Source organism: Embleya sp. NPDC127516 (assembly GCF_044765325.1).
GTDB lineage: Bacteria > Actinomycetota > Actinomycetes > Streptomycetales > Streptomycetaceae > Embleya.
Map to the genome: position 1 here is coordinate 329,223 of NZ_JBIWJT010000009.1, position 20,171 is coordinate 349,393.

General features: G+C 71.3%; 14 protein-coding genes. 9 read left to right on the top strand and 5 right to left on the bottom strand.

All coding sequences use genetic code 11. The annotated features are described in order from the left end of the window. Nucleotides 1–11: 11 nt before the first annotated feature. Both ACIRL2_RS19940 and ACIRL2_RS19945 read right to left on the bottom strand, forming a co-directional pair. Entirely contained in the window at nt 12–1,226 is a 1,215-nt protein-coding gene (locus ACIRL2_RS19940) for a serine hydrolase domain-containing protein (RefSeq protein ID WP_402233723.1), read from the bottom strand. Nucleotides 1,227–1,439: 213 nt separating this feature from the next. Further along, complete coding sequence (locus tag ACIRL2_RS19945; protein WP_402233725.1) at nt 1,440–2,387, bottom strand: LysR family transcriptional regulator; 948 nt, start codon at nt 2,385–2,387, stop codon at nt 1,440–1,442. 69 nt (nt 2,388–2,456) lie between these two features. On the opposite strand from ACIRL2_RS19945, the gene ACIRL2_RS19950 reads away from it, so the two are divergent. Next, on the top strand, nt 2,457–3,404 hold the full coding sequence (locus ACIRL2_RS19950; RefSeq protein WP_402233727.1) for an EamA family transporter: 948 nt from the start codon (nt 2,457–2,459) through the stop codon (nt 3,402–3,404). 63 nt (nt 3,405–3,467) lie between these two features. Here the strand turns inward: ACIRL2_RS19950 and ACIRL2_RS19955 are convergent, their stop codons facing one another. Further along, a complete protein-coding gene (locus ACIRL2_RS19955) occupies nt 3,468–4,727 on the bottom strand; it encodes a nitrate/nitrite transporter (protein WP_395860633.1) in 1,260 nt (419 codons plus the stop codon). 136 nt (nt 4,728–4,863) lie between these two features. On the opposite strand from ACIRL2_RS19955, the gene ACIRL2_RS19960 reads away from it, so the two are divergent. The 6 genes from ACIRL2_RS19960 (at nt 4,864) to ACIRL2_RS19985 (ending at nt 14,720) form a co-directional block, all read left to right on the top strand. Next, nucleotides 4,864–8,772 carry a nitrate reductase subunit alpha gene (locus ACIRL2_RS19960; RefSeq protein WP_402233730.1) on the top strand — a complete coding sequence of 1,303 codons (3,909 nt, stop codon included), beginning with the start codon at nt 4,864–4,866 and terminating at the stop codon, nt 8,770–8,772. Between the two features lies 1 nt (nt 8,773). Next, nucleotides 8,774–10,459 (top strand): nitrate reductase subunit beta, encoded by a 1,686-nt coding sequence (gene narH / locus ACIRL2_RS19965; protein WP_395860637.1) that lies wholly within the window; start codon nt 8,774–8,776, stop codon nt 10,457–10,459. Beyond that, a complete protein-coding gene (gene narJ, locus ACIRL2_RS19970; RefSeq protein ID WP_402233732.1) occupies nt 10,456–11,127 on the top strand; it encodes a nitrate reductase molybdenum cofactor assembly chaperone in 672 nt (223 codons plus the stop codon). Before narH ends, narJ begins: the two co-directional genes overlap by 4 nt. Next, nucleotides 11,124–11,849, top strand: coding sequence for a respiratory nitrate reductase subunit gamma (gene narI, locus ACIRL2_RS19975; protein ID WP_395860641.1), 726 nt, complete (start codon nt 11,124–11,126; stop codon nt 11,847–11,849). Before narJ ends, narI begins: the two co-directional genes overlap by 4 nt. Before the next feature lie 243 nt (nt 11,850–12,092). Then, nucleotides 12,093–12,371 (top strand): hypothetical protein, encoded by a 279-nt coding sequence (locus ACIRL2_RS19980; protein ID WP_395860643.1) that lies wholly within the window; start codon nt 12,093–12,095, stop codon nt 12,369–12,371. Between the two features lie 621 nt (nt 12,372–12,992). Continuing rightward, the gene (locus ACIRL2_RS19985) at nt 12,993–14,720 is read left to right on the top strand and encodes a hypothetical protein (protein ID WP_402233734.1); all 1,728 of its coding nucleotides are present in this window, start codon (nt 12,993–12,995) and stop codon (nt 14,718–14,720) included. Nucleotides 14,721–14,819: 99 nt separating this feature from the next. Here ACIRL2_RS19985 and ACIRL2_RS19990 read toward each other — a convergent pair whose 3' ends face one another. Both ACIRL2_RS19990 and ACIRL2_RS19995 read right to left on the bottom strand, forming a co-directional pair. Then, entirely contained in the window at nt 14,820–16,169 is a 1,350-nt protein-coding gene (locus ACIRL2_RS19990; RefSeq protein ID WP_402233736.1) for a hypothetical protein, read from the bottom strand. A gap of 92 nt (nt 16,170–16,261) precedes the next feature. After that, entirely contained in the window at nt 16,262–16,897 is a 636-nt protein-coding gene (locus tag ACIRL2_RS19995; RefSeq protein ID WP_395860647.1) for a TetR/AcrR family transcriptional regulator, read from the bottom strand. Between the two features lie 94 nt (nt 16,898–16,991). Between ACIRL2_RS19995 and ACIRL2_RS20000 the strand changes: the two genes are divergently transcribed. Together ACIRL2_RS20000 and ACIRL2_RS20005 are read left to right on the top strand one after the other, a co-directional pair. Beyond that, nucleotides 16,992–18,416 carry a purine-cytosine permease family protein gene (locus ACIRL2_RS20000; protein ID WP_402233738.1) on the top strand — a complete coding sequence of 475 codons (1,425 nt, stop codon included), beginning with the start codon at nt 16,992–16,994 and terminating at the stop codon, nt 18,414–18,416. Nucleotides 18,417–18,535: 119 nt separating this feature from the next. After that, nucleotides 18,536–20,167 carry an amidohydrolase gene (locus tag ACIRL2_RS20005; protein WP_402233740.1) on the top strand — a complete coding sequence of 544 codons (1,632 nt, stop codon included), beginning with the start codon at nt 18,536–18,538 and terminating at the stop codon, nt 20,165–20,167. The last annotated feature ends 4 nt before the right edge of the window (nt 20,168–20,171 follow it).

A 20,171-nucleotide genomic window follows, 5' to 3' on the forward strand; every position in this document is an offset into this window, starting at 1 on the left:
CCGTGCTGCGATCAGCCCTGAGGCGGCAGATCGTAGACGTCGTCCGGAGTGATGATGGACGTGATCGCCTTGGCGAAGAGCGTGCTCGGCTCGGAACCGTCGTGCAGGATGTCGGTGTTGAGCAGGATCACCATGGTGGCGTCCTGCTCCGGCAGGTACATCGTCACGCTCTCGTAGCCTGGCAGCGAGCCGTTGTGCCCGACCCAGCCGTGGGTCCGGAACAGGCCCAGGCCGTACCCGGCGTCGTCGAAGTTCGGTACCGGGATGAACTTCTCCCGCTCCGCCTGGGTAGCCGGGGAGAGCAGCGTGCCGGTGGCGACCACCTTGGCCCAGCGGCGCAGATCGTGCAGGTCGGAGATCATCGCGCCCGCCGCCCAGCCCCAACTCGGGTTCCAGTCGGTCGCGTCGACGACCTCGCCGGACAGCGTCTGGTCGGTGTACCCGTGCGCGTGCGGCGACGGGAACTCGGCGCCCTCCGGGAACAGGGTGTGGCGCAGCTTGGCCGGGCCGGTGACGCGTCGGTGGATGAACTCGGCGAGCGGCATCCCGCCGAGCTTCTCCACGACGAGACCGAGCAGGACGGTGTTGGTGTTGGAGTACTGGAACTGTGTACCCGGAGCGAAGACGTTCGGGTGCCGGAAGGCGTACGCCAGCAGTTCCTGCGGGGTCCACGGGCGGGTCGGGTCGCCCAGCAGGGTGGTCACGAACTCCTCGTCGAAGGTGTACGAGAACAGGCCGCTGCGCATCTCCGCCATCTGCCGGATGGTGATGTGTTCGCCGTCGGGGACGCCGTCGATGTAGTCGGAGATCGGGTCGTCCAGCCCGATCAGTCCGTCGTCGACCAGTTCCAGCAGGGCGGTGATGGTGAAGGTCTTGGTCTCGCTGCCGATCCGCATGTTGAGGTCGGGCGTCATCGGCGCACCGGTCTCCTTGTCGGCCACGCCGGTGGACCGGACGTAGTTGCCGCGTCCGGGCAGCCACAACCCCACGGTCACGCCGGGCACGCCGGCCTCCTGGCGGGTGCGCTCGATCGCCTCGTCGAGGCGGGCCACGAGCGCGGGGTCGAGTCCGTGGTGCGGGGGACGGTCGTCGTTGTGCGGGTCCGCGGCGACCACGACGGTCGTCGGCCGCGAGGCCTGTGCCGCGGGCGCGGTCAGGGTGAGCGGGACCAGTGCGGTGAGGGCGAACAGGGCGGTGGCGAGTCGGCAGGCGGGGGCACGACGCATGGCGGGACGTCTCTTCCGGGAGTGCGGGGACTTTGTCGGCCAAGATCACCATCCGCCCCGGCCCCGGCCCCCGCGCCCCCGAACACGCCCCGGCGATTCCACCCGTACGGCCGCACCGGCCCCCGCCGCCGCCGGCGCGCGGACGTCACGCGGTCCACCGGAAGAGGCGTCACACGCCGCCGGAAGAGGCGTCGCATCCCACCGGAAGGCGCGTCACGCACCCCCGGAGGACACCTCACCCGGTCCCCCGGCAGCGACCTCGCCGGTCCGCCGCAGGAGGAGATCGGTCACCAGGGCGAGCGGGGGCCAGTTCAGCCGGCCGTGGCGGGCTACCGCGAAGACGCGCTGTTCCACCTCCGGGACGGCGAGCGGGACCAGCCGCACCCCGGGCAACGGCTCGGTGTGCATGGGCAGCAGGCCCACGCCGAGACCGGCGACGATCATGCCCTGCACCAGGTCGAGGCTGTCGGCCTGGTGCGTGATGTGCGGGGTGAACCCCGCAGTCGAGGCGAGCGTACGGATGACGGTCTCGTCCGCGGTGTTGCGGGAGTTGACGATCCAGGAGTGGGCGTCGAAGCGGGCGAACACCTCCGCTGTCGTCCCCTCGCCGGCGTCGGCGTGCGCGGGAACGCCCAGCCCCCATCGGGCGGTCCACAGCGCGGTGGTCCGCACGCTCGGGTCCTCGGCGGCCGGCGCCAGGTTGTAGTCGTAGGTGAGCGCAAGGTCCGTACCGTCCTCCGCCAGGAGTTCCAGCGCCTCGGCGGGTTCGTGCTCGCGGATCAGGACCCGGACCCGCGGATGGGCGACGGCGAGGTCGATGACCACGGGCAGCAGACGGGTCCGGATGGCGGTGGCGAACCCGGCGACGCGCACGGTGCCGTTGGGCTCCGCGCCGGGCGAGAGGTCGTGCCGCGCCGCCTCCACCGCGGCGAGGATGGTCACGGCGTGTTCGGCCAGCCGACGCCCCGCCGGAGTGAGCCGGACCCGGCGCCCCTGCGGCTCGATCAGGGCGGCACCCATGTCTCGGGCCAGCGCGGCGACCTGCTGCGAGACCGTCGAGGTGGTGGTTTCCAACATGTCCGCGACCGCGCGCATGGATCCCAGCCGGGCCAATTCCACCAATATCTGCAGCCGTCGGGTCTCCACCTCCCCATTGTCCACGATTGACGAACGATATGTTTCGAATCGGCACGTGGACACGAACAATGCCGAGGTCATCTACTTGATCCCATGAGCACGCCGCAATCACGCACCCGCCTCGCGATCGCCCGGCCGCGCCTGCCGGACCCGGCGACCGGAGCCCTGATGGCCGTGGTCTCCATGTCCACCGTCCAGCTCGGGCTGGCGCTCTCGGTACCGCTGATCGACCGGCTCGGCGCGCTGGGAACCGCCGGGCTGCGCCTGGCGTGGGCCGGCGTGCTCCTGCTGGTCCTCGTGCGCCCGCGCCGCCGCGACTTCGCCGGCCGGGACCTGGGGGCGTGCGTCATGCTCGGTGCGGTGAGCGGCGGCATGATGCTCTTCTTCATGCTCGCCGTGGCGCGCCTGCCACTCGGCACCGCGAGTGCCCTGGAGTTCCTCGGGCCGCTGGCCGTCTCCCTGTACGGATCGGGCGGTGGACGCAGGCACTGGACGGCCATGGCCGGCGCGGGCGTGCTCCTGCTGACCGAACCCTGGCACGCGGGCACCGATCTCGCCGGTGTGGGCTTCGCGTTGGCCGCCGCGGTCTGTTGGGCGGCGTACATCCTGCTGACCCAACACATCGGCGATCGGGTCACCGGCCTGAACGGGCTGGCCGTCTCGATGTCCGTGGCCGGCCTCCTCGCCGTCCTCGTCGCCGCTCCCACCGGGTTCGGTGGCCTGACCTGGCCCCTGCTCGCGGCCATGCTGGGGCTGGCCGCGATGAGCGCCGTACTGCCGTTCACCCTCGAATTCCTCGCGTTGCGCCGGCTCACCACGTCCGCCTTCGGCACGCTGATGAGCCTGGAGCCGACCATCGCGCTCCTGATGGGCCTGCTGGTGCTCGACCAGATACCCGGTCCGGTACCCGCGGCCGGCGTCGTCTTCGTGGTGATCGCCGGCATCGGCGCAACCCGCACGGGCGCCCGCACAAGCCCCGAACCCCGGGACCCGCACGCCGACCCGCCGCGTCCGCGCCCCGTCGCCCGGGAAGCGTGCTGAGCGGGCCGAACCACCGGCCGGCGCACGGTCGGCGATCCGTGCGCGCCGGGCCGGATCCGGGACCTAACGGGTCTCGGCCCCGGCCCCCGTGCCCGCTCGCCACTCCGCCGACTTCCCCGGCTCCGCCGACTCCGCCGACTCCGCCGATTCGGCAGGTCGACGATCGTGCCCCAGGAGCCGCGCCGCGCAGTACACCATGGCCGCGAAGGCCGCGTCGGACAGCAGCATCAGGCCGATCGCGTACGAGCCGGTCCCGCTGTAGACCGAGCCCATGATCAGCGGTGGCACGAAGCCGCCGAGACCGCCCGCCGCACCGACCAGACCGGTGACCGTGCCGACCTTGTCCTTCGGCGTCAGGTTGGCGACCAGCGCGAACACCGCGCCGCTGCCCGCGCCGAGCATGCCGGCCATTACCAGGAACGCGATCGTGCCCTGCGGCATCAGGTCCGGGCTGAACGCCTGCCACACGGCCGCCACGCCGAGCACCGCGTACGACCCGATCAGCACCTTCGCCGGCCCGATCCGGTCGGACAGCGCGCCGCCGATCGGCCGACACAACACCGCGATCACGGTGAAGCCGGCCGCGCGGGTGGACGCCGAGTCCTGGCTCACCGCGTACACCTCGCGCAGGTAGGTGGGCAGGTACACGCCGAACGCGACGAACCCGCCGAAGGACACCGCGTACAGCAGCGCCATCGGCAGCGTCGAGGGCTGCTTGAGCGCGGCGGTGAAGCGCGGACCGAACAACCGGTCGGGCACGGTGCGCCCGGGGGCGTCCCGCACCACCAGGGCGGCGATCAGGCCGTACCCGATCAGGACGCACGCGACCAGGTAGAACTGGAAGTTCGGGTCGTCCACCCAGCGCAGCAGCCGGGGCGTGAAGAACGCGGCGATCGCGGTGCCGCCGGTGCCGATGCCGAAGACGCCGATCGCGGTACCGCGCTTGTCCGGCGGGAACCACGCGTTGACGTAGGGCACGCCGACCGCGAAGAAGCTGCCGCCGACACCGAGCACGAACCCGACCACGAGCAGCATCGCGAACGAGTCGAACACGCTCAGGGCAAGCACCGGCAGCACGGTCAGGAAGCTGATCGCCGGCACCATCATCCGCGCGCCGTAGCGGTCGGTCAGCGCGCCGGCCGGGATCCGCCCGAGCGCGCCGACCAGGACCGGCACGGCGACCAGGAACGACTGCTGGAACGAACTGAGCCCGAGGTCTTCCTTGTAGGTGGGGCCGAGCGGGCTGATCAGGCCCCAGGCCCAGAAGTTGATCAGGATGCCGAAGGTGGCGACCGCGAGGTTGACCCAGGCGGCGCGCGGCACCCGGGCACCCCTCGCCCGAGCCGCAGGCCGAGTCTGCTCCACGTGTGATGGTCCCTTCGCGTGTTCTGCGCCCAGGTGGCCGGACACGGTGAGCTATGCACCCGAATCCGATGACCGAACCGTTATATATAGGACATTGACTCGCATTCAGGACGCGGAGCAGTCGCCTCGAAGGGTCGTCATGGACAACGGTTCGCCCCCGCCCGCAGACCGATCGTCCGCAGACCCGTCATCCTCGGACGCCTCACCCGCAGACCCGCTCCCGATCGGCCCGCCGCCCTTCGACCCGCCCCCGGCACCCGGCCTGGACGGTCCCGCGAGCGACCTGCTCCTGCGCACCGGCCGGTTCTTCCGGCGCAACGCGGTGGTCTCGCCGGACCTGCGCACCCAATACCGCCGGGGCGGCAGACAGGGCGACGTCTTCTACCGCGAGCGATGGAGCCACGACAAGGTCGTCGACTCCACCCACGGCGTCAACTGCACCGGCTCGTGTCGCTGGAAGGTGTACGTCAAGGACGGCGTGATCACCTGGGAGACCCAGGCCACCGACTATCCCTCGGTCGGTCCCGACCGGCCCGAATACGAACCGCGCGGCTGCCCGCGCGGTGCCGCGTTCTCCTGGTACACCTACTCCCCCACCCGGGTGCGCTTCCCCTACGTGCGCGGGGTGCTCCTCCGGATGTACCGCGAGGCCCTACAGCGCCTCGGCGACCCGGTCCTGGCCTGGGCCGACGTGGTCGGCGACCCCGAACGCCGCCGGCGCTACCAACGCGCCCGGGGCCGGGGCGGTCTGGTCCGGGCGACGTGGGACGAGGCGGTCGAGATGGTCGCCGCCGCGCACGTGCACACCATCAAGACCCACGGCCCCGACCGGGTCGCCGGGTTCTCGCCGATCCCGGCGATGTCGATGGTCTCGCACGCGGCCGGCGCGCGCTTCATGAGCCTGATCGGCGCGCCGATGTTGTCCTTCTACGACTGGTACGCCGACCTGCCGGTGGCCTCGCCGCAGGTGTTCGGCGACCAGACCGACGTGCCCGAGTCGGGCGACTGGTGGGACGCGGCGTACCTGTTCATGTGGGGCTCCAACGTGCCCGTCACCCGTACGCCCGACGCGCACTGGATGGCGGAGGCGCGCTATCGCGGGCAGAAGGTGGTGGTGGTCGCGCCGGACTACGCGGACAACGCGAAGTTCGCCGACGAATGGCTGCACCCGCACCCGGGCACCGACGCCGCGCTGGCCATGGCGATGGGCCACGTGATCCTCAAGGAGTGTTTCGTCGACCGGACGGTCGACTTCTTCGACGGCTACGTCAAACAGTTCACCGACCTGCCGTTCCTGGTCACCCTGACCGAACGCGCCGACGAGCCCGGCGCGTACACCCCCGCCAAGTTCCTGCGCGCCGCCGATCTCGCCGACCCGATCGCGGCGGGCGCACACCCGCACGGGCCGACCGGCCCGGCGGACGAGGGCGCGGACTGGAAGACCGTGCTCCTGGACGAGCGCACCGGCGAACCCGTCGTCCCCGGCGGCTCGATCGGCTTCCGCTGGACCGAATCCGGGAAGGGCCACTGGAACCTCGACCTGGCCGGCGTCCGCCCGCGACTGACCCTGCACCGGGATCCGCGCGCACACGGCGTCGAGGTGCTGCTGCCCCGCTTCGACACCGAGGGCGGCGCCCACGGCCAAGGGCGCGGCGAGGTGCTGCGCCGGGGTGTACCGGCCCGTCGACTCACCCCCGACGGCCCCCTGGTCACCACGGTGTTCGACCTGCTCCTCGCCCAGTACGGAGTGCCTCGCGAGGGCCTGCCGGGCACCTGGCCCACCGGCTACGGCGACGCGACCCAACCGGGCACACCCGCGTGGCAGGAGACGCTCACCTCGGTGCCGGCGGCGCGCACGGTCAAGATCGCCCGCGAATTCGCCGACACCGCCGAGCGGTCCAAGGGCCGCTGCATGATCCTGATGGGCGCCGGCACCAACCACTGGTTCCACTCCGAGACGATCTACCGCACCTTCCTGGCCCTGCTGCAACTCACCGGCTGCCAGGGCCGCAACGGTGGCGGCTGGGCGCACTACGTGGGTCAGGAGAAGTGTCGGCCGGCCACCGGGTGGGCCACCCTCGCGAGCGCCAACGACTGGTCCCGGCCGCCGCGGCAGATGATCGGCACCGCGTACTGGTACCTCAACACCGACCAGTGGCGCTACGACGGCTTCACCGCCGACGTGCTGGCCTCGCCGCTGGGCGCGGGCGACCTGAGCGGGATGACCGGCGCGGACTGCCTGGCGATGTCGGCCCGGCTGGGCTGGATGCCCTCGTACCCCACCTTCGACCGCAACCCGCTGGACCTGGTCGACGAGGCCGACCGCGCCGGCGCCGACCCCGTCGAGCACACGGTCGAGGCCCTGCGCGACGGGAGACTCGGCTTCGCCTGCGAGGACCCGGACGCGCCGCGGAACTGGCCGCGGGTGCTCACCGTGTGGCGCTCCAACCTGCTCGGCTCCTCCGCCAAGGGCGCCGAATACTTCACCAAACACCTGCTGGGCACCGACAGTTCGCTGCGCGCCGAGCAGGCGCCGCCGAACTCCCGGCCGCGCGGGGTGCGTTGGCGCGAACAGGCCCCGGAGGGCAAGCTCGACCTGCTGCTGTCGCTGGACTTCCGGATGACGTCCACGACGCTGATGTCGGACGTGGTGCTGCCGGCCGCGACCTGGTACGAGAAGCACGACCTGTCCTCCACCGACATGCACCCCTTCGTGCACGCGTTCACCCCCGCGATCGACCCGCCGTGGCAGGCTCGCACCGACTTCGACACGTTCCACGCGATCGCCGCGCGCTTCAGCGAACTGGCGCGCGAACACCTGGGCACCCGCCGCGACCTGGTGGCCACCGCGCTCCAGCACGACACCCCCGGCGAGATCGCCCAACCCGGCGGGACCGCGCCGGACTGGCGCGCCGGTCGGTGCCCGCCGGTGCCGGGCCGGACCATGCCGAACCTGACCGTGGTCGAGCGCGACTACACCGCGGTGGCGGCCAAGATGGCCACCCTGGGACCGCTCGCCGAGGCGCTGGGCCTGCCGGTCAAGGGCATCACCTTCGACGTGCGGGCCGAGATCGAGGACCTGCGCCGGCTCAACGGCACCGCGCGCGGCGGGGTCGCCGACGGCCGCCCGCTCGTCGACACCGCCGTACGGGCCTGCGACGCGATCCTGACCCTGTCCGGAACGACCAACGGCAGGCTGGCCGTTCAAGGATTCCGCACCCTGGAGGCGCGCACCGGACAGCCGATGGCGCACCTGGCCGCCGAACACGAGGGCAAGCGCATCGGTTACGCGGACACCCAGGCCCGGCCCGAGCCGGTGATCACCTCGCCGGAGTGGTCCGGCAGCGAGGCCGGCGGCCGTCGCTACACCGCGTTCACCCTCAACACCGAACACCTCAAACCCTGGCACACCCTCACCGGCCGCCAGCACTTCTTCCTCGACCACGACTGGATGCACGAACTCGGCGAGGCGCTGCCGGTCTACCGGCCGCCGCTGGACATGCACCGCCTGTTCGGCGAACCCCGCCTGGGCCCGGACGGCAACCGCGAGGTGACGGTCCGCTATCTGACCCCGCACAACAAGTGGTCGATCCACTCCGAGTACCAGGACAACCTCTTCATGCTCTCGCTCTCGCGCGGCGGACCGGGCATCTGGCTGAGCACCGCCGACGCGCGGGCGATCGGGGTCCGCGACAACGACTGGATCGAGGCGGTCAACCGCAACGGTGTGGTCACCGCCCGCGCGGTGGTCTCGCACCGGATGCCCACCGGCACCGTCTACATGCACCACGCGCAGGATCGCACCGTGGGCGTGCCCAAGGCGCAGAGCACCGGCAAACGCGGCGGCATCCACAACACGCTCACCCGCGTCCTGCTCAAACCCACCCATCTGATCGGCGGATACGCGCAACTGAGCTGGGCCTTCAACTACCTGGGTCCGACCGGCAACCAACGCGACGAGGTCACCGTGATCCGCCGCCGCTCGCAGGACGTGGAGTACTGAGATGCGCGTGATGGCCCAGATCGCCATGGTGATGAACCTCGACAAGTGCATCGGCTGCCACACCTGCTCGGTCACCTGCAAACAGACCTGGACCAACCGCGGCGGCGTGGAGTACGCGTGGTTCAACAACGTCGAGACCCGCCCCGGCCAGGGCTACCCGCGCCGCTACGAGGACCAACGGCAGTGGCAGGGAGGTTGGCGGCGCAACAGGCGCGGAAGGCTGCAACTGGCTTCCGGCGGACGGCTGCACCGACTCTCGCGGATCTTCTCCAACCCGAGAATGCCGACCATCGCGGACTACTACGAGCCCTGGACCTACGACTACCGCAACCTCACCGACGCCCCGCTCGGCGACGACATCCCGGTCGCCCGTCCGCGCTCGCTGCTCAGCGGCGAGCCGATGGAGATCACCTGGAGTTCCAACTGGGACGACAACCTCGGCGGCACCGCCGAACTCGGGCACCTGGACCCGATGGTGGCCAAGACCCGGGAGAAGGTCGCGGACAAGGTCCGCTTCGAGTTCGAACAGACCTTCATGTTCTATCTGCCCAGGATCTGCGAACACTGCCTCAACCCCTCGTGCGTGTCCGCCTGCCCGTCCGGCGCGATGTACAAGCGCAGCGAGGACGGCATCGTCCTGGTCGACCAGGACGACTGCCGCGGCTGGCGCATGTGCGTCACCGCCTGCCCATACAAGAAGGTCTACTTCAACCACAAGACCGGCAAGGCCGAGAAGTGCACGATGTGTTACCCCCGGATCGAGGTGGGGCTGCCGACCGTGTGCTCGGAGACCTGCGTGGGCCGGTTGCGCTACCTCGGCGTCGTCCTCTACGACGCGGACGCGGTATTGGCGGCGGCCTCCGTCGAGGACGACAGGGACCTGTACCGGGCCCAACTGGGCGTGTTCCTGGACCCCGAGGACCCCGCCGTGCGGCGCGCGGCCGAGGAGGCCGGCATCACCCACGCCTGGATCGAGGCGGCCCGCCGCTCACCGGTGTACGCGCTGATCGCCGAGTACCGGGTCGCCCTGCCCCTGCACCCGGAGTTCCGGACCATGCCGATGGTCTGGTACATCCCGCCCCTGTCCCCGGTGGTCGACGCGCTGACCTCGACCGGCTTCGACGGTGAGGAGGCCGGCAACCTCTTCGGCGCGATCGACACCCTGCGCGTCCCGCTCGAGTACCTCGCCGAGTTGTTCACCGCCGGCGACACCGCGCCGGTCCGCGCGGCGCTGGAACGGCTCGCGGCCATACGCTCCTACATGCGGGCGATCAACCTCGACGAGGAACCGGACGAGGCCGTGGCCGCCCTGGCCGGTCTTACCGGGCAGGAAGTGCGTGACCTGTACCGCCTGTTGGCGATCGCCAAGTACGACGAGCGCTACGTGATCCCCACCGCCGCGATCGGCGACGCCCGCCGCCTGGAGGAATCCGCGCTGCCCGGCGGATGCAGCCTGGACTTCGACGGCGGGCCGGGAATGGGCGGATCCGGGCCCTTCGGCGAGGCGTCCGGGAGACCGGTACCGGTGAGCGTGGAGAACTTCCACGCCCTGCGCGACCGCGGCACCGCCGACCGGCCCGCGGACACCTCGGGCCCCGGCGCCCGGGTGAACCTGCTCAACTGGGACGGCAACGGTCGACCGGCCGGGCTGTTCCCCGAACGCGAAGAGGGGGGCACGCACCGATGAGGTCGCTCACCAACCGGTTCCGGGCCAAGTCGGCCCGGCTCGACGACCGGTACTCGACGGCGGTGATCCGCCAGGCCGCCGCGTTGTGCCTGCACTACCCGGACGAGATCTTCCACTCCCGGGTGCCGCTGGTGCGCGGCGCGCTGGCACAGATCGGTCCGAGGCCGGCCGGCGCACTGCTGACGGCCTTCCTCGACGACGTGTGCGCGTGGCCGGCGGCCGAGCTTGCCGCGCACTACGTGACCGTCTTCGATATGCGCAACCGGCGGAGTCTGTACCTGAGTTGGTGGCGCGAGGGCGACACCCGACGGCGCGGCGAGGCACTGGTGACCTTCAAGCGCATCTATCGCGAGCACGGCCTGGAGTTCACCGGCGAGGAACTGCCGGACTTCCTGCCCGCGGTGCTGGAGTTCGCCGCCACCGGCGGTCCCGGACCGGCCGCGGCCGGCGAGGCGCTGCTGGGCGAACACCGCCCCGGCATCGAGCTGTTGCGGTTCGCGCTGCTCGACGTGGGGACCCCGTACGCGGGCGTCCTGGAGGCGGTGTGCGCAACGCTGCCCGGCGCCTCCCCCGCGGACCGCGCCCAGGCCCGCGCCCTCGCGCACACCGGGCCACCGCGCGAGGACGTGGGCCTGGACGGCTATCGAGCGCGCGGGGTCGAGCGATGAACACCATGTTGTGGGCGGTGCTGCCGTATCTGGCCCTGGTCGTCCTCGTCGGCGGGACCGTCTGGCGCCACCGCTACGACAAATTCGGCTGGACCACCCGCTCCTCCCAGTTGTACGAGTCGCGACTGCTACGGATCGGCAGCCCGCTGTTCCACTACGGCCTGCTGTTCGTGATCGCCGGGCACGTCGTGGGCCTGTTGATCCCGCAGTCGTGGACGGACGCGGTGGGCGTCGGCGAACACGCCTACCACGTCGCGGCCACCGCCCTGGGGCTGGTCGCCGCGCTGATGACAATCGCCGGCATCGTGCTGCTGATCCTGCGCCGGCGCACCACCGGCCCGGTGTTCTCGGCCACCACCCGCAACGACAAGCTGATGTACGTCTTCCTCGCCGGCACCATCCTCGCGGGCACCGCCGCGACGTTGTGGAACACGGTGGGCCCGCACGAGCACAACTACCGCGAGACGATCGCCCCGTGGTTCCGCAGCCTGTCCTACCTGCGGCCGAGAACGGAGCTGATGGCCGAGGCACCGACCACCTACCGGGTACACGTCGTGCTCGCGATGCTGCTGTTCGCGCTGTTCCCGTTCACCCGCCTCGTGCACGCCTTCAGCGCGCCACTGGGCTACCTCTTCCGCCCGTATGTCGTCTATCGCAGCCGCGATACCCGCTCGCCGGGCGCGACGGAACCCCGACGCGGCTGGGAGCGGGTCGGCCGGTAACGGCGGGGCCGGACTTCGCGGGGCGGAGTGCTCGGCAATCAAGGTCGGAGAGCGTGGTCGGAGAGTGTGGTCGGAGAGCGTGCGGCAGGGCATCGGGTGGCCGAAAACGCGTGGTCCGGGCGGCCCGAGGGGTCGGCGTTTGCCCCCCGCAAAGCCGGCAAATGCCTTGCGCGGTACGGAGTTTGCGAACAAGGATCGGGGGCGCTTTGCCTCTTCCACTCGCATTCCCGGAGGGAATTTCTCATGCGCAAGCGTGCCGCACTGCTGACCACGACACTCGCCATCGCGTCGATGACGGCGCTCGGCGCCCCGGCCCAGGCGACGACGGCGAAGGCCCCACCGGCCTCGACGACGGTGGCGTCGGCCCCGGCCCAGGCGGCGGCCGGCTGGCTGTTCATCGACTACTACACGACCCGGAACAAGTGTGTGGACGCCGGCCAGCAGTACCAGCGTGAGGGCTTCTCGACCTGGAAGTGTCCGTACGACATCCTCCTGGGCTACTTCGCGCTCTACGTCAAGTAGGCGCAGGGAGGCAGCCGCCCGTCGGCGCGTGCCGAGCAGACGCCGAGCACGCGCAGTCCCCGTGTGCGCGCCGCCGACGCGCCTCGACGCAGGCCCAGACGTCGTGGCCCGGACGCCAACCGATCCTGGGGCTGCATCACTTGGCACCACCGGGCACATGCGACAGGCTGCCCGAGAGACGACGAACGACATGGATCGGCGTCTCGGGCAACACACCCACACGCGTGGTCGGGCGGGCTGCGGGCGACTCGGGGGCCTGGCCGGAGGTAGTACTTCGGCAGGGAGCGCCGAGCCCCGTCCGTAATCCACGCGGTGGGCCACATCGGGTATCCCGGGCAGTGGCGATCGGCGGCCTGGACAGCACGCCGCGAACCCCCACCCGGGATCCCGATCACCGATTCCGCGCGGGGCAGGACACCGACCGTCCTCCCCGTGCGTGGTCGTCGCACCGCGCCCCGACACCACCCGCGAGCCTCCCGACCCGGCGCCACCCGTGAGCCCCGATCCGGCCGAGGCCGGCACTTCCCGGTCCCCTCGCGCACATCGGATAGTGGCGCCCGACGTGTGTGGCTAGGTTCGACCACCATGATCAACCGAAAATCCGTACGGTCCAGACGACGTGTGCTGATAGTCGTCGCCGGCGCCGTGGCGATTCAGGTCGGATTGGGGGCCGGGGCGTTCGCGGCCCTGGACGGGAGCTCGACCAAGGGCTCCGCCGGACCGCAGGCGTGCACCACCCGCCCGAATCCGGACGCGCCGGAGGCCGGAGAGGAGCGCGGTTGCTTCTCGGTGGACGCCACCGTCGATCACGCCCTCGCGGTCGGCGAGACCGCCGGCGTCCGGTTCGTGGTGAGCGCCCAGATCGCGGCGAAGGGTGTGCGCGTCGAGGCGGATCTGCCCGCCAACCTCGCCTGGGTCGACCCGCCCGTGGGACTGACCCTGTCCTCGCATCCCTCGCCCAACCCCGTGCACCTGGGCGGCATCAACCGTGCGGGCACCGTGCGTTCGTTCAAGGCCGGGCAGTCCGTCACCTACACGGGACGGATCGTCGCGAAGGCGGCCGGTCCCGCGGAGGTCAAGGTGCGCGCCGCCGCCGACCTGCGCGCGGGAGTGGACGCCGCCGAGGACCTGATCCCGCTCACCGTGGGCGCGGCCCCGGGCATGTCGAGCTTCGGCGCGCAGCGGTCGACCGACGCGGACTCCGTCGAGGTCTCGCCCGACGTCACGCCGCAGGAATCGACACCGCACCTGACGGCCGAGTCGTTGTCCCCGGCCGGTCTGGCCGCACCCGCCGGCGACGACCCGCCGGCACCGCGCGCCCTCGCCGCCGCCGCGGCACCGACCGCCTGCGCGACCGGCAAGTGGCTGTACGTCGACGAGAAGGGTGTCACCCGGCCGGTGGTCAACATGACCGTCGAGGCGTGGGACGCCGACACGAGCAACGCGCACGACCGGCTCGCCTCCGGCCTCACCGGGACCAAGGGCGAGTACAAACTGTGCTTCGACAACGCCGAGAGCAACAACTCGGGCCAGGACGTCTACGTCAAGCTCACCACCACCAACAAGAACTGGCGCGTCCAGGCCACCGGCACCACGAACGCGTTCACGTTCAACACGCCCACGGTCTCCAACGTCGCCAACGGAAGCACCACCTCGTTCGGCGACCGCAAGCCCGGCGCGGCCGACAGGATGCGCGCGCTGCACGCGTTCGACGCGCTCAACGACGCGTGGAAGTGGGTACCGGGCAACACCTGCTGGGACGGCCTGGACACCACGTGCCGGCAGGTCGTGCTCAACTGGGCACCGGACTCGACGGTCGGCAACTACTACGGGAACAAGCAGATCCACCTCAAGGCGGACGCCCCCGACTCGCACATGACCGTGGTCCACGAACTCACGCACGCCATCATGGGCGACGTCTACGAGGACAACGCGCCGCCCATCCCCAACTGCAGCCCGCACGGTGTCTCGGCGAAGTCCTCGACGGGGTGCGCGTGGGTGGAGGGCTTCGCCGAGTGGGTGCCGGCGAGCGTGTACAAGGATCCGTACTACCGGTGGCCGAGCGGTGCGTCCATGAACCTGGAGACTCCCTCCTGGAGCACGTCGGGTTGGGACGACGGTGACGCGGTCGAGGGTCGCGTGGCCGGTGCGTTGATCGACCTCACCGACACCACGAACGAGGGCTCCGACGTCTACGGCGAGGCCGCCCCGGGCAATGTCTGGAACACGTTCCTGCGACACCGGTCCACGACATTCGCCGAGTTCTGGCAACAGCGCAGGGCCGACGGATACGACACCTCCGCGAACGGTCCGCTGAAGAGCCTGTACCAGAGCACGATCGATTATTGAGAAGGACGCGGTTCCCCGCGCGCCCGGCTTCGGGCGGGCGGGGAACCGGGCGCCGGCGCCCGGTCCCGACGACAGGCGCCGGCGTCGTCTTCTTCGGGGTCAGAACGAGCCGCCGCCGTCACCGCCCCAACCGCCACCGCCGTCTCCGCCCCAGCCCCCGAAGCCGCCGCCCCCGTCACCGAGGCCACCGAATCCACCGTCCCCCGCCCCGGCCGCGCCCGCCTCCGCCGCGTAGCCCAGGTTCATCGACGCGCCGAGTGTGGTCCCGATGAGCAGGCCCGGGAGCAACATGCCGCCGTACCACCCGGCCGCCCATGGACCGTAGGCGGGACCGGCCTCCCAGTACGGGCGACGACCGCCGGCACTGTCCACCTCGCGGATCTCCGGGTCCAGACCGTCGTCCAGGCGGGCCGCGTCGGCCGCACACACCGGTACCTCCCGCTCGGCGCCGTTCGCCGGTGCCCAGCGCATGTCGCGCACGGACGGACCGTGGCGCGGGTCGAAGAAGCACGGCGGTCGGCGTTGCGGCAGGGCCGCGCCGGTACGTCGGGCCGCCAGGGTCGCGAGGGCGAATCGTCCGTCGTCCAGGGCCTCGCTGACCGCACGCACATCCGCGGGTTCCCGGGCCGACGCCATGGCCGACTTCGCCCGTTCGTAGGCGTCGAGGGCCCTGGTCCATTCCTCGCGCATGGCGTCGTCGGAGTCGGCCGCCCCCGGATCGAAGGCGGCCCGATCGAGCGTCTCGCCGTATGCGGTGATGTCCTCGTCGACGACCGGCCGCACCTGCTCCAGTTCCTGCCGTGCCTGCGCCGCCCGGCGGGTGCGGGTCCGCCTGCGCAGCATGAGGATCGTGCCGGCTCCGGCGACGAGCACGGCCCCGACCACGGCGAGGCCGACCCACGACGAGCCGCCGTCGTCGCGCGCCGGTGCCGACGGCTGCTGCGCGTCGGCCGCGGCCCCGTCGACGAAGGCGGTCAGCAGGCCCGGTCCGTCTCCCTGGTGTGCGGCCAGTACGTCGCTCTTGAGGGTGGCGAGCCGTGCGCGGGACATCACCGACGCGTCGGCCGCGGCGTCGAACGTGCGACCCACGGTGACCGCGTACACGCCCGGTCGGCCCACCTGCTCACGCAGGCCCGACAGTACGGCCGCGGGCGAACCGGCCGACGCGAGTGGCGAGTCGGCCGGTACCGAGACCACGAAGATCGGCTTGTCGGCGGACCGGATCTTCGTCCGCAACGCGTCGGCGGTGGCCGACGGCAGCACGTCCTCGGCCGCCGGGACGGTGTACACGGGGTCGTCGCGCAGCGACGCGGCGATCGTCCCGATGCCGCCGCCGGCCGCCGCGTGGGCGGGCGCCGCCGCGAAGAGCAGGACCGCCAGCACGAGCGCGAGCCCGAGGACGGCCGTCTTCGGCGGTAGGCACCGGCACCGAAATGCGACTTTCGTCATGTATTCAGGCTACTGCCGCCGCGCCGGCCCGTGCGGAAGTCGGCCCCGTGCGGACGCCGGCCCCGGGAACAGGCAGGCCCCGGGAAGCCGTCTCAGCGTGTACGAGCGCGCAGCGTGCCCGGCGGCAGTCCGAGCATGCGCTCGGCCGTCCCGATCGACATGTCGTGCAGGGCGGGGTGGTCGAACGGCACGTCGTCGTTGCTGTACGCGCCGAGGCCGTCCACGTTGACGAGGATGTGCAGGGTGACCCCGAGCGGGTCGTCCGTCGTGAACTCGCCCGAGCGCACACCCTCGTCGACGAGCGCGGTGAGGGCGTCGCGGGTGAGCGACTCCTGTGCCCGCACCGCGGCGCGAAGACCGGGTTTGAACCGGCTGACGTGGCGTGCGTTGAGCCAGAGTCGGCCGAGGTCGACGAACTCGCCGTCGGTCAGGCGCACGAGAAAGCGGCCGAGTCGATCGACGGGGGCGAGCCCGGCCTCCTCCTCCGGCAGCAGCGCCGCGCGTTCCTTGGTGGCGGCGTGCGTGAACGCCTCGCTCACCAGGTCGTCGGCAGCCGGGAAGTAGTGGCCGATCAGTCCGGGGCGCACGCCGAGTTCGTCGGCGACGCGACGGAGCGTTATGCGCTCGAGACCCTCTTCGAGCGCGATCCGCGCGGCGGTTGCGACGATCTCGGCGCGACGCTCCTCGGGCATCTTGCGAACCCGCGTCGACGGGGGGCTTGACGTCATACCGACCACCCTATTGGATGTGTGGCCAATACCCCATTGGCCAAGAGACCAATAGCAGTGGTTGCTAGCGGTGTGCCCCGAGAGGTCTCGACGTATGAACCACGCACTCCCCACGGCGGCCCCCGACGACTGTGCCCGCGACCGTGCGGGTCGCCCGGAGACCCGGGGCATCGACCAGGTCCCCGTCACCGAACGGCACGGGCGAGCCCGTGAACTCTTCGCCATCTGGGCGGCCCCGAACGTCAGCTACCTGAGCTTCGTCATCGGCGCGACGCTGGTCCTGATGGGGCTCTCGCCGGTGCAGGCCATCGGTGTCGCACTCGTCGGCAACCTGCTGTGGATCCTCACGGGCGTGGTCGCGATCAGCGGTCCGGCCGCCGGCACGAGCGGGTCGGTGGTCTCCCGCGCCATGTACGGCGTGCTGGGCAACAGGATCGTCCTGGTGCTCACCGGATGGCTGATCGCATCCGCCTATCTGGCCCTGAACTGGTCGGCCGCGTCGGTCGCGGGCATCGGCCTCGCGCGGCGCGTCGGCCTCCCGGACAATTCGGCCGTCGAGGCCGTGATCGTCTGCGCGATAGCCGGCGCGACGCTGCTCGTCGCGATCTACGGGCACGCGACGATCGTGCGGCTGTACGCCGGCCTCAGCACCTTCCTGACGATCGTGTTCGTGGTGGTGACGGGCTACGTTCTGGCCGAGACCGACTGGTCCTACGCGCCCGCCGAACCGCTGCACGGAGCCGCCCTGTTCGCCACCCTCACGGCGGGCTTCACGATCATCGCCTCCACGCCGCTGTCCTACAGCAACAGCCCGGACCTCGCCCGCTATCTCCCCCGCGGCACCAGCCCCGTCGCCATCGCCGGGTGGACGGCCTTCGGCGCGTACCTGCCGAGCGTCGTCTTCACCGGCGTGGGCGCGCTGGCGGCCACGAGCCTGGACATGAGCGATCCGCAACGTGCGCTGGAGAGCATCCTCCCGGGCTGGTTCGTCCCCGTGTTCGTCATCGCGGTCGTCTGCAACACCGTGGCGAACAACGGCATGACGGCCTACAGCGCCGGCCTCGCGGTCCAGTCCGTCGGCATCCGCCTCGCCCGGATCCCGGCCGTGCTCATCATCGGCGTCCTGGGCACGACCATGACGCTCTTCGCGATCCTCGTCTTCGACTTCCTCACGAGCGTCAACACGATGCTCGAACTCGTCGTCGTGGTGACGGGGCCGGCCATGGCGGTTGCGGTGACCGACCTGGTTCTGCGGCGCAACCGCTACGACGGCTCCGAGCTGCTCGCCGAACGGCGCGACGGCCCGTTCTGGTATCGCGGCGGTGTGCATTGGGCCGGGATCCTCGCCATCACCGTCGGCGGGATCATCGCCGCGATGTGTGTGACCACCAGCTTTTGGACCGGCCCCGTCGCGGCCGGCACGGGTGATCTCGACCTGGCCATTCCGGGCGGGATGCTCACCGCGGCGGCGATCTACTGGGGCCTGTGCCGCTTCCTTCGATCGATCCCCGACGCCTGACGCGCCCCTCGCGCACCGGTGGCCCCCCGCGCGCCCGCGGCCCCTTGTACGCCCCGAACCGGGCACCCCGGTCCGGACGCCTCGACTCCGACGCCTCGACTCCGAAAGAGAACCAACCCGTGCACGCCGATGTCATAGTGCTCGCCCGACACGTCGAACATCTCCGCACCGATACCGCGGCACCGCCCGCCGACGCGGTCGCGATCCGCGACGGTCGCATCCTCGCCGTCGGCGACGCGTCGAGCACCGCGTCGTTGCGCGGTCCCGAGACGACCGTGTACGAGTTCCCGGACGCCACGATCCTGCCGGGCCTCACCGACGTGCACGCCCATCCCGTGTGGGGCTCCATCTCGATCGGCAGCGGCGTCGACCTGTCCGGGGCCCGCACCCTCGACCAGGTGTGCGACCACCTGGCCGAAGCCGTCGACGCACAGCCCGAGGACGGCTGGATCACGGGCTACGACCTCGACGTCAACGCCTTTCCCGGCGAGCCCACCGGTTCCGTGTTCGGCGAGCGTTTCCCCGGGCGCGCGATCTCGCTGATGACGCGCGACGCGCACGCGCTCGTGGTCAGTGCCCATGCCGTGGAACTCGTCGGCCTGACCGGTCGTGAGACATTCACCGACGCCTCCTCGGTCGAGGTCGGGCCGGACGGCCGCCCGACCGGATACGTCGTCGAACTCCAGGCGATGGACCTGGTGTTCGCGCACTATCCGGAGGTCTCCGTGGACACCGCCGCCGAGTACGTCCGACACGAACTCGAACGCCTGGCCCGCGCCGGCCTCACCGGCCTGCACGCGCTGGACTTCACCGACCCGTCGGAGGCCGTGTATCGACGCATCGAGGAAGACACCGACCTGCCGTTGCGGATCCGCTGTTCACCTCTGGTGGCGGCCGATTCCGGTCCGGACGAGTGGCGGCGTGTCGCCGGTCTCCAGGGTCTGCGGGGCCGACGCTGGCACGTCGAGGGGGCGAAATTCATGCTCGACGGAACCGCGGACAACGGCACCGCCTGGTTCGAGCGCCCGGACACGCACGGCGAGAACTGCGAGCCGCTGTGGCGCGACGTGGACGCCTATCGCGCCGCGATGCGGTTCTTCGTCGAGCGTGGCATCCCCACCGCGACGCACGCGATCGGCGATCGGGCCGTGCGCTTCGCGCTCGACGTGATCGAGGAGGTCGGGTCCGTCGTCCGGGGTCCGCACCGGATCGAGCACGTCGAATCGATCCCCGACGACCTCCTCGGCCGGTTCGCCGAACTCGGCGTCGTGGCGAGCCTGCAACCCGCGCACGCCACCCGACACACACGCGGGGACGGCACCGACAACTGGTCGCGCCGCATCGGCCCCGATCGCGCCGCGCACGGCTGGCGTACGCGTGACCTCGTGGACCATCACGCCGTCGTGGCGCTCGGATCCGACTGGCCGATCGGCCCGGGCGACCCGCGCGTGGGGCTCGCCGACTGCCAACTGCGACGCCCCGTCGAGGAACCGGGCAGCACGCCGGTACATCCGGAGCAGGCGCTCTCGGCTCGCGAGGCCTATGCGGGCATGACGCTCGCCGCCGCGCACGCCGGCGGCGCCGGCCACGAACTCGGGCGCGTCGCCCCGGGTTACCTCGCCGATCTCACGATCCTCGCCGCGAATCCGCTCGACCTGACTCCCGAGGCCCAGGCCGACAACGCCGTCCTGGCGACGGTCGTCGACGGCGACGTCCGCCTGTACACCGACCTCCCGAAGGAACGCTCGTGATCGT

What these genes read in the sequence shown, in the direction of transcription:
- ACIRL2_RS19940 (WP_402233723.1), bottom strand. Translation starts at nt 1,226, where the DNA reads ATGCGTCGTGCCCCCGCCTGCCGACTCGCCACCGCCCTGTTCGCCCTC.
- ACIRL2_RS19950 (WP_402233727.1), top strand. Translation starts at nt 2,457, where the DNA reads ATGAGCACGCCGCAATCACGCACCCGCCTCGCGATCGCCCGGCCGCGC.
- narH (WP_395860637.1), top strand. Translation starts at nt 8,774, where the DNA reads ATGCGCGTGATGGCCCAGATCGCCATGGTGATGAACCTCGACAAGTGC.
- narJ (WP_402233732.1), top strand. Translation starts at nt 10,456, where the DNA reads ATGAGGTCGCTCACCAACCGGTTCCGGGCCAAGTCGGCCCGGCTCGAC.
- narI (WP_395860641.1), top strand. Translation starts at nt 11,124, where the DNA reads ATGAACACCATGTTGTGGGCGGTGCTGCCGTATCTGGCCCTGGTCGTC.
- ACIRL2_RS19980 (WP_395860643.1), top strand. Translation starts at nt 12,093, where the DNA reads ATGCGCAAGCGTGCCGCACTGCTGACCACGACACTCGCCATCGCGTCG.
- ACIRL2_RS19990 (WP_402233736.1), bottom strand. Translation starts at nt 16,169, where the DNA reads ATGACGAAAGTCGCATTTCGGTGCCGGTGCCTACCGCCGAAGACGGCC.
- ACIRL2_RS19995 (WP_395860647.1), bottom strand. Translation starts at nt 16,897, where the DNA reads ATGACGTCAAGCCCCCCGTCGACGCGGGTTCGCAAGATGCCCGAGGAG.
- ACIRL2_RS20000 (WP_402233738.1), top strand. Translation starts at nt 16,992, where the DNA reads ATGAACCACGCACTCCCCACGGCGGCCCCCGACGACTGTGCCCGCGAC.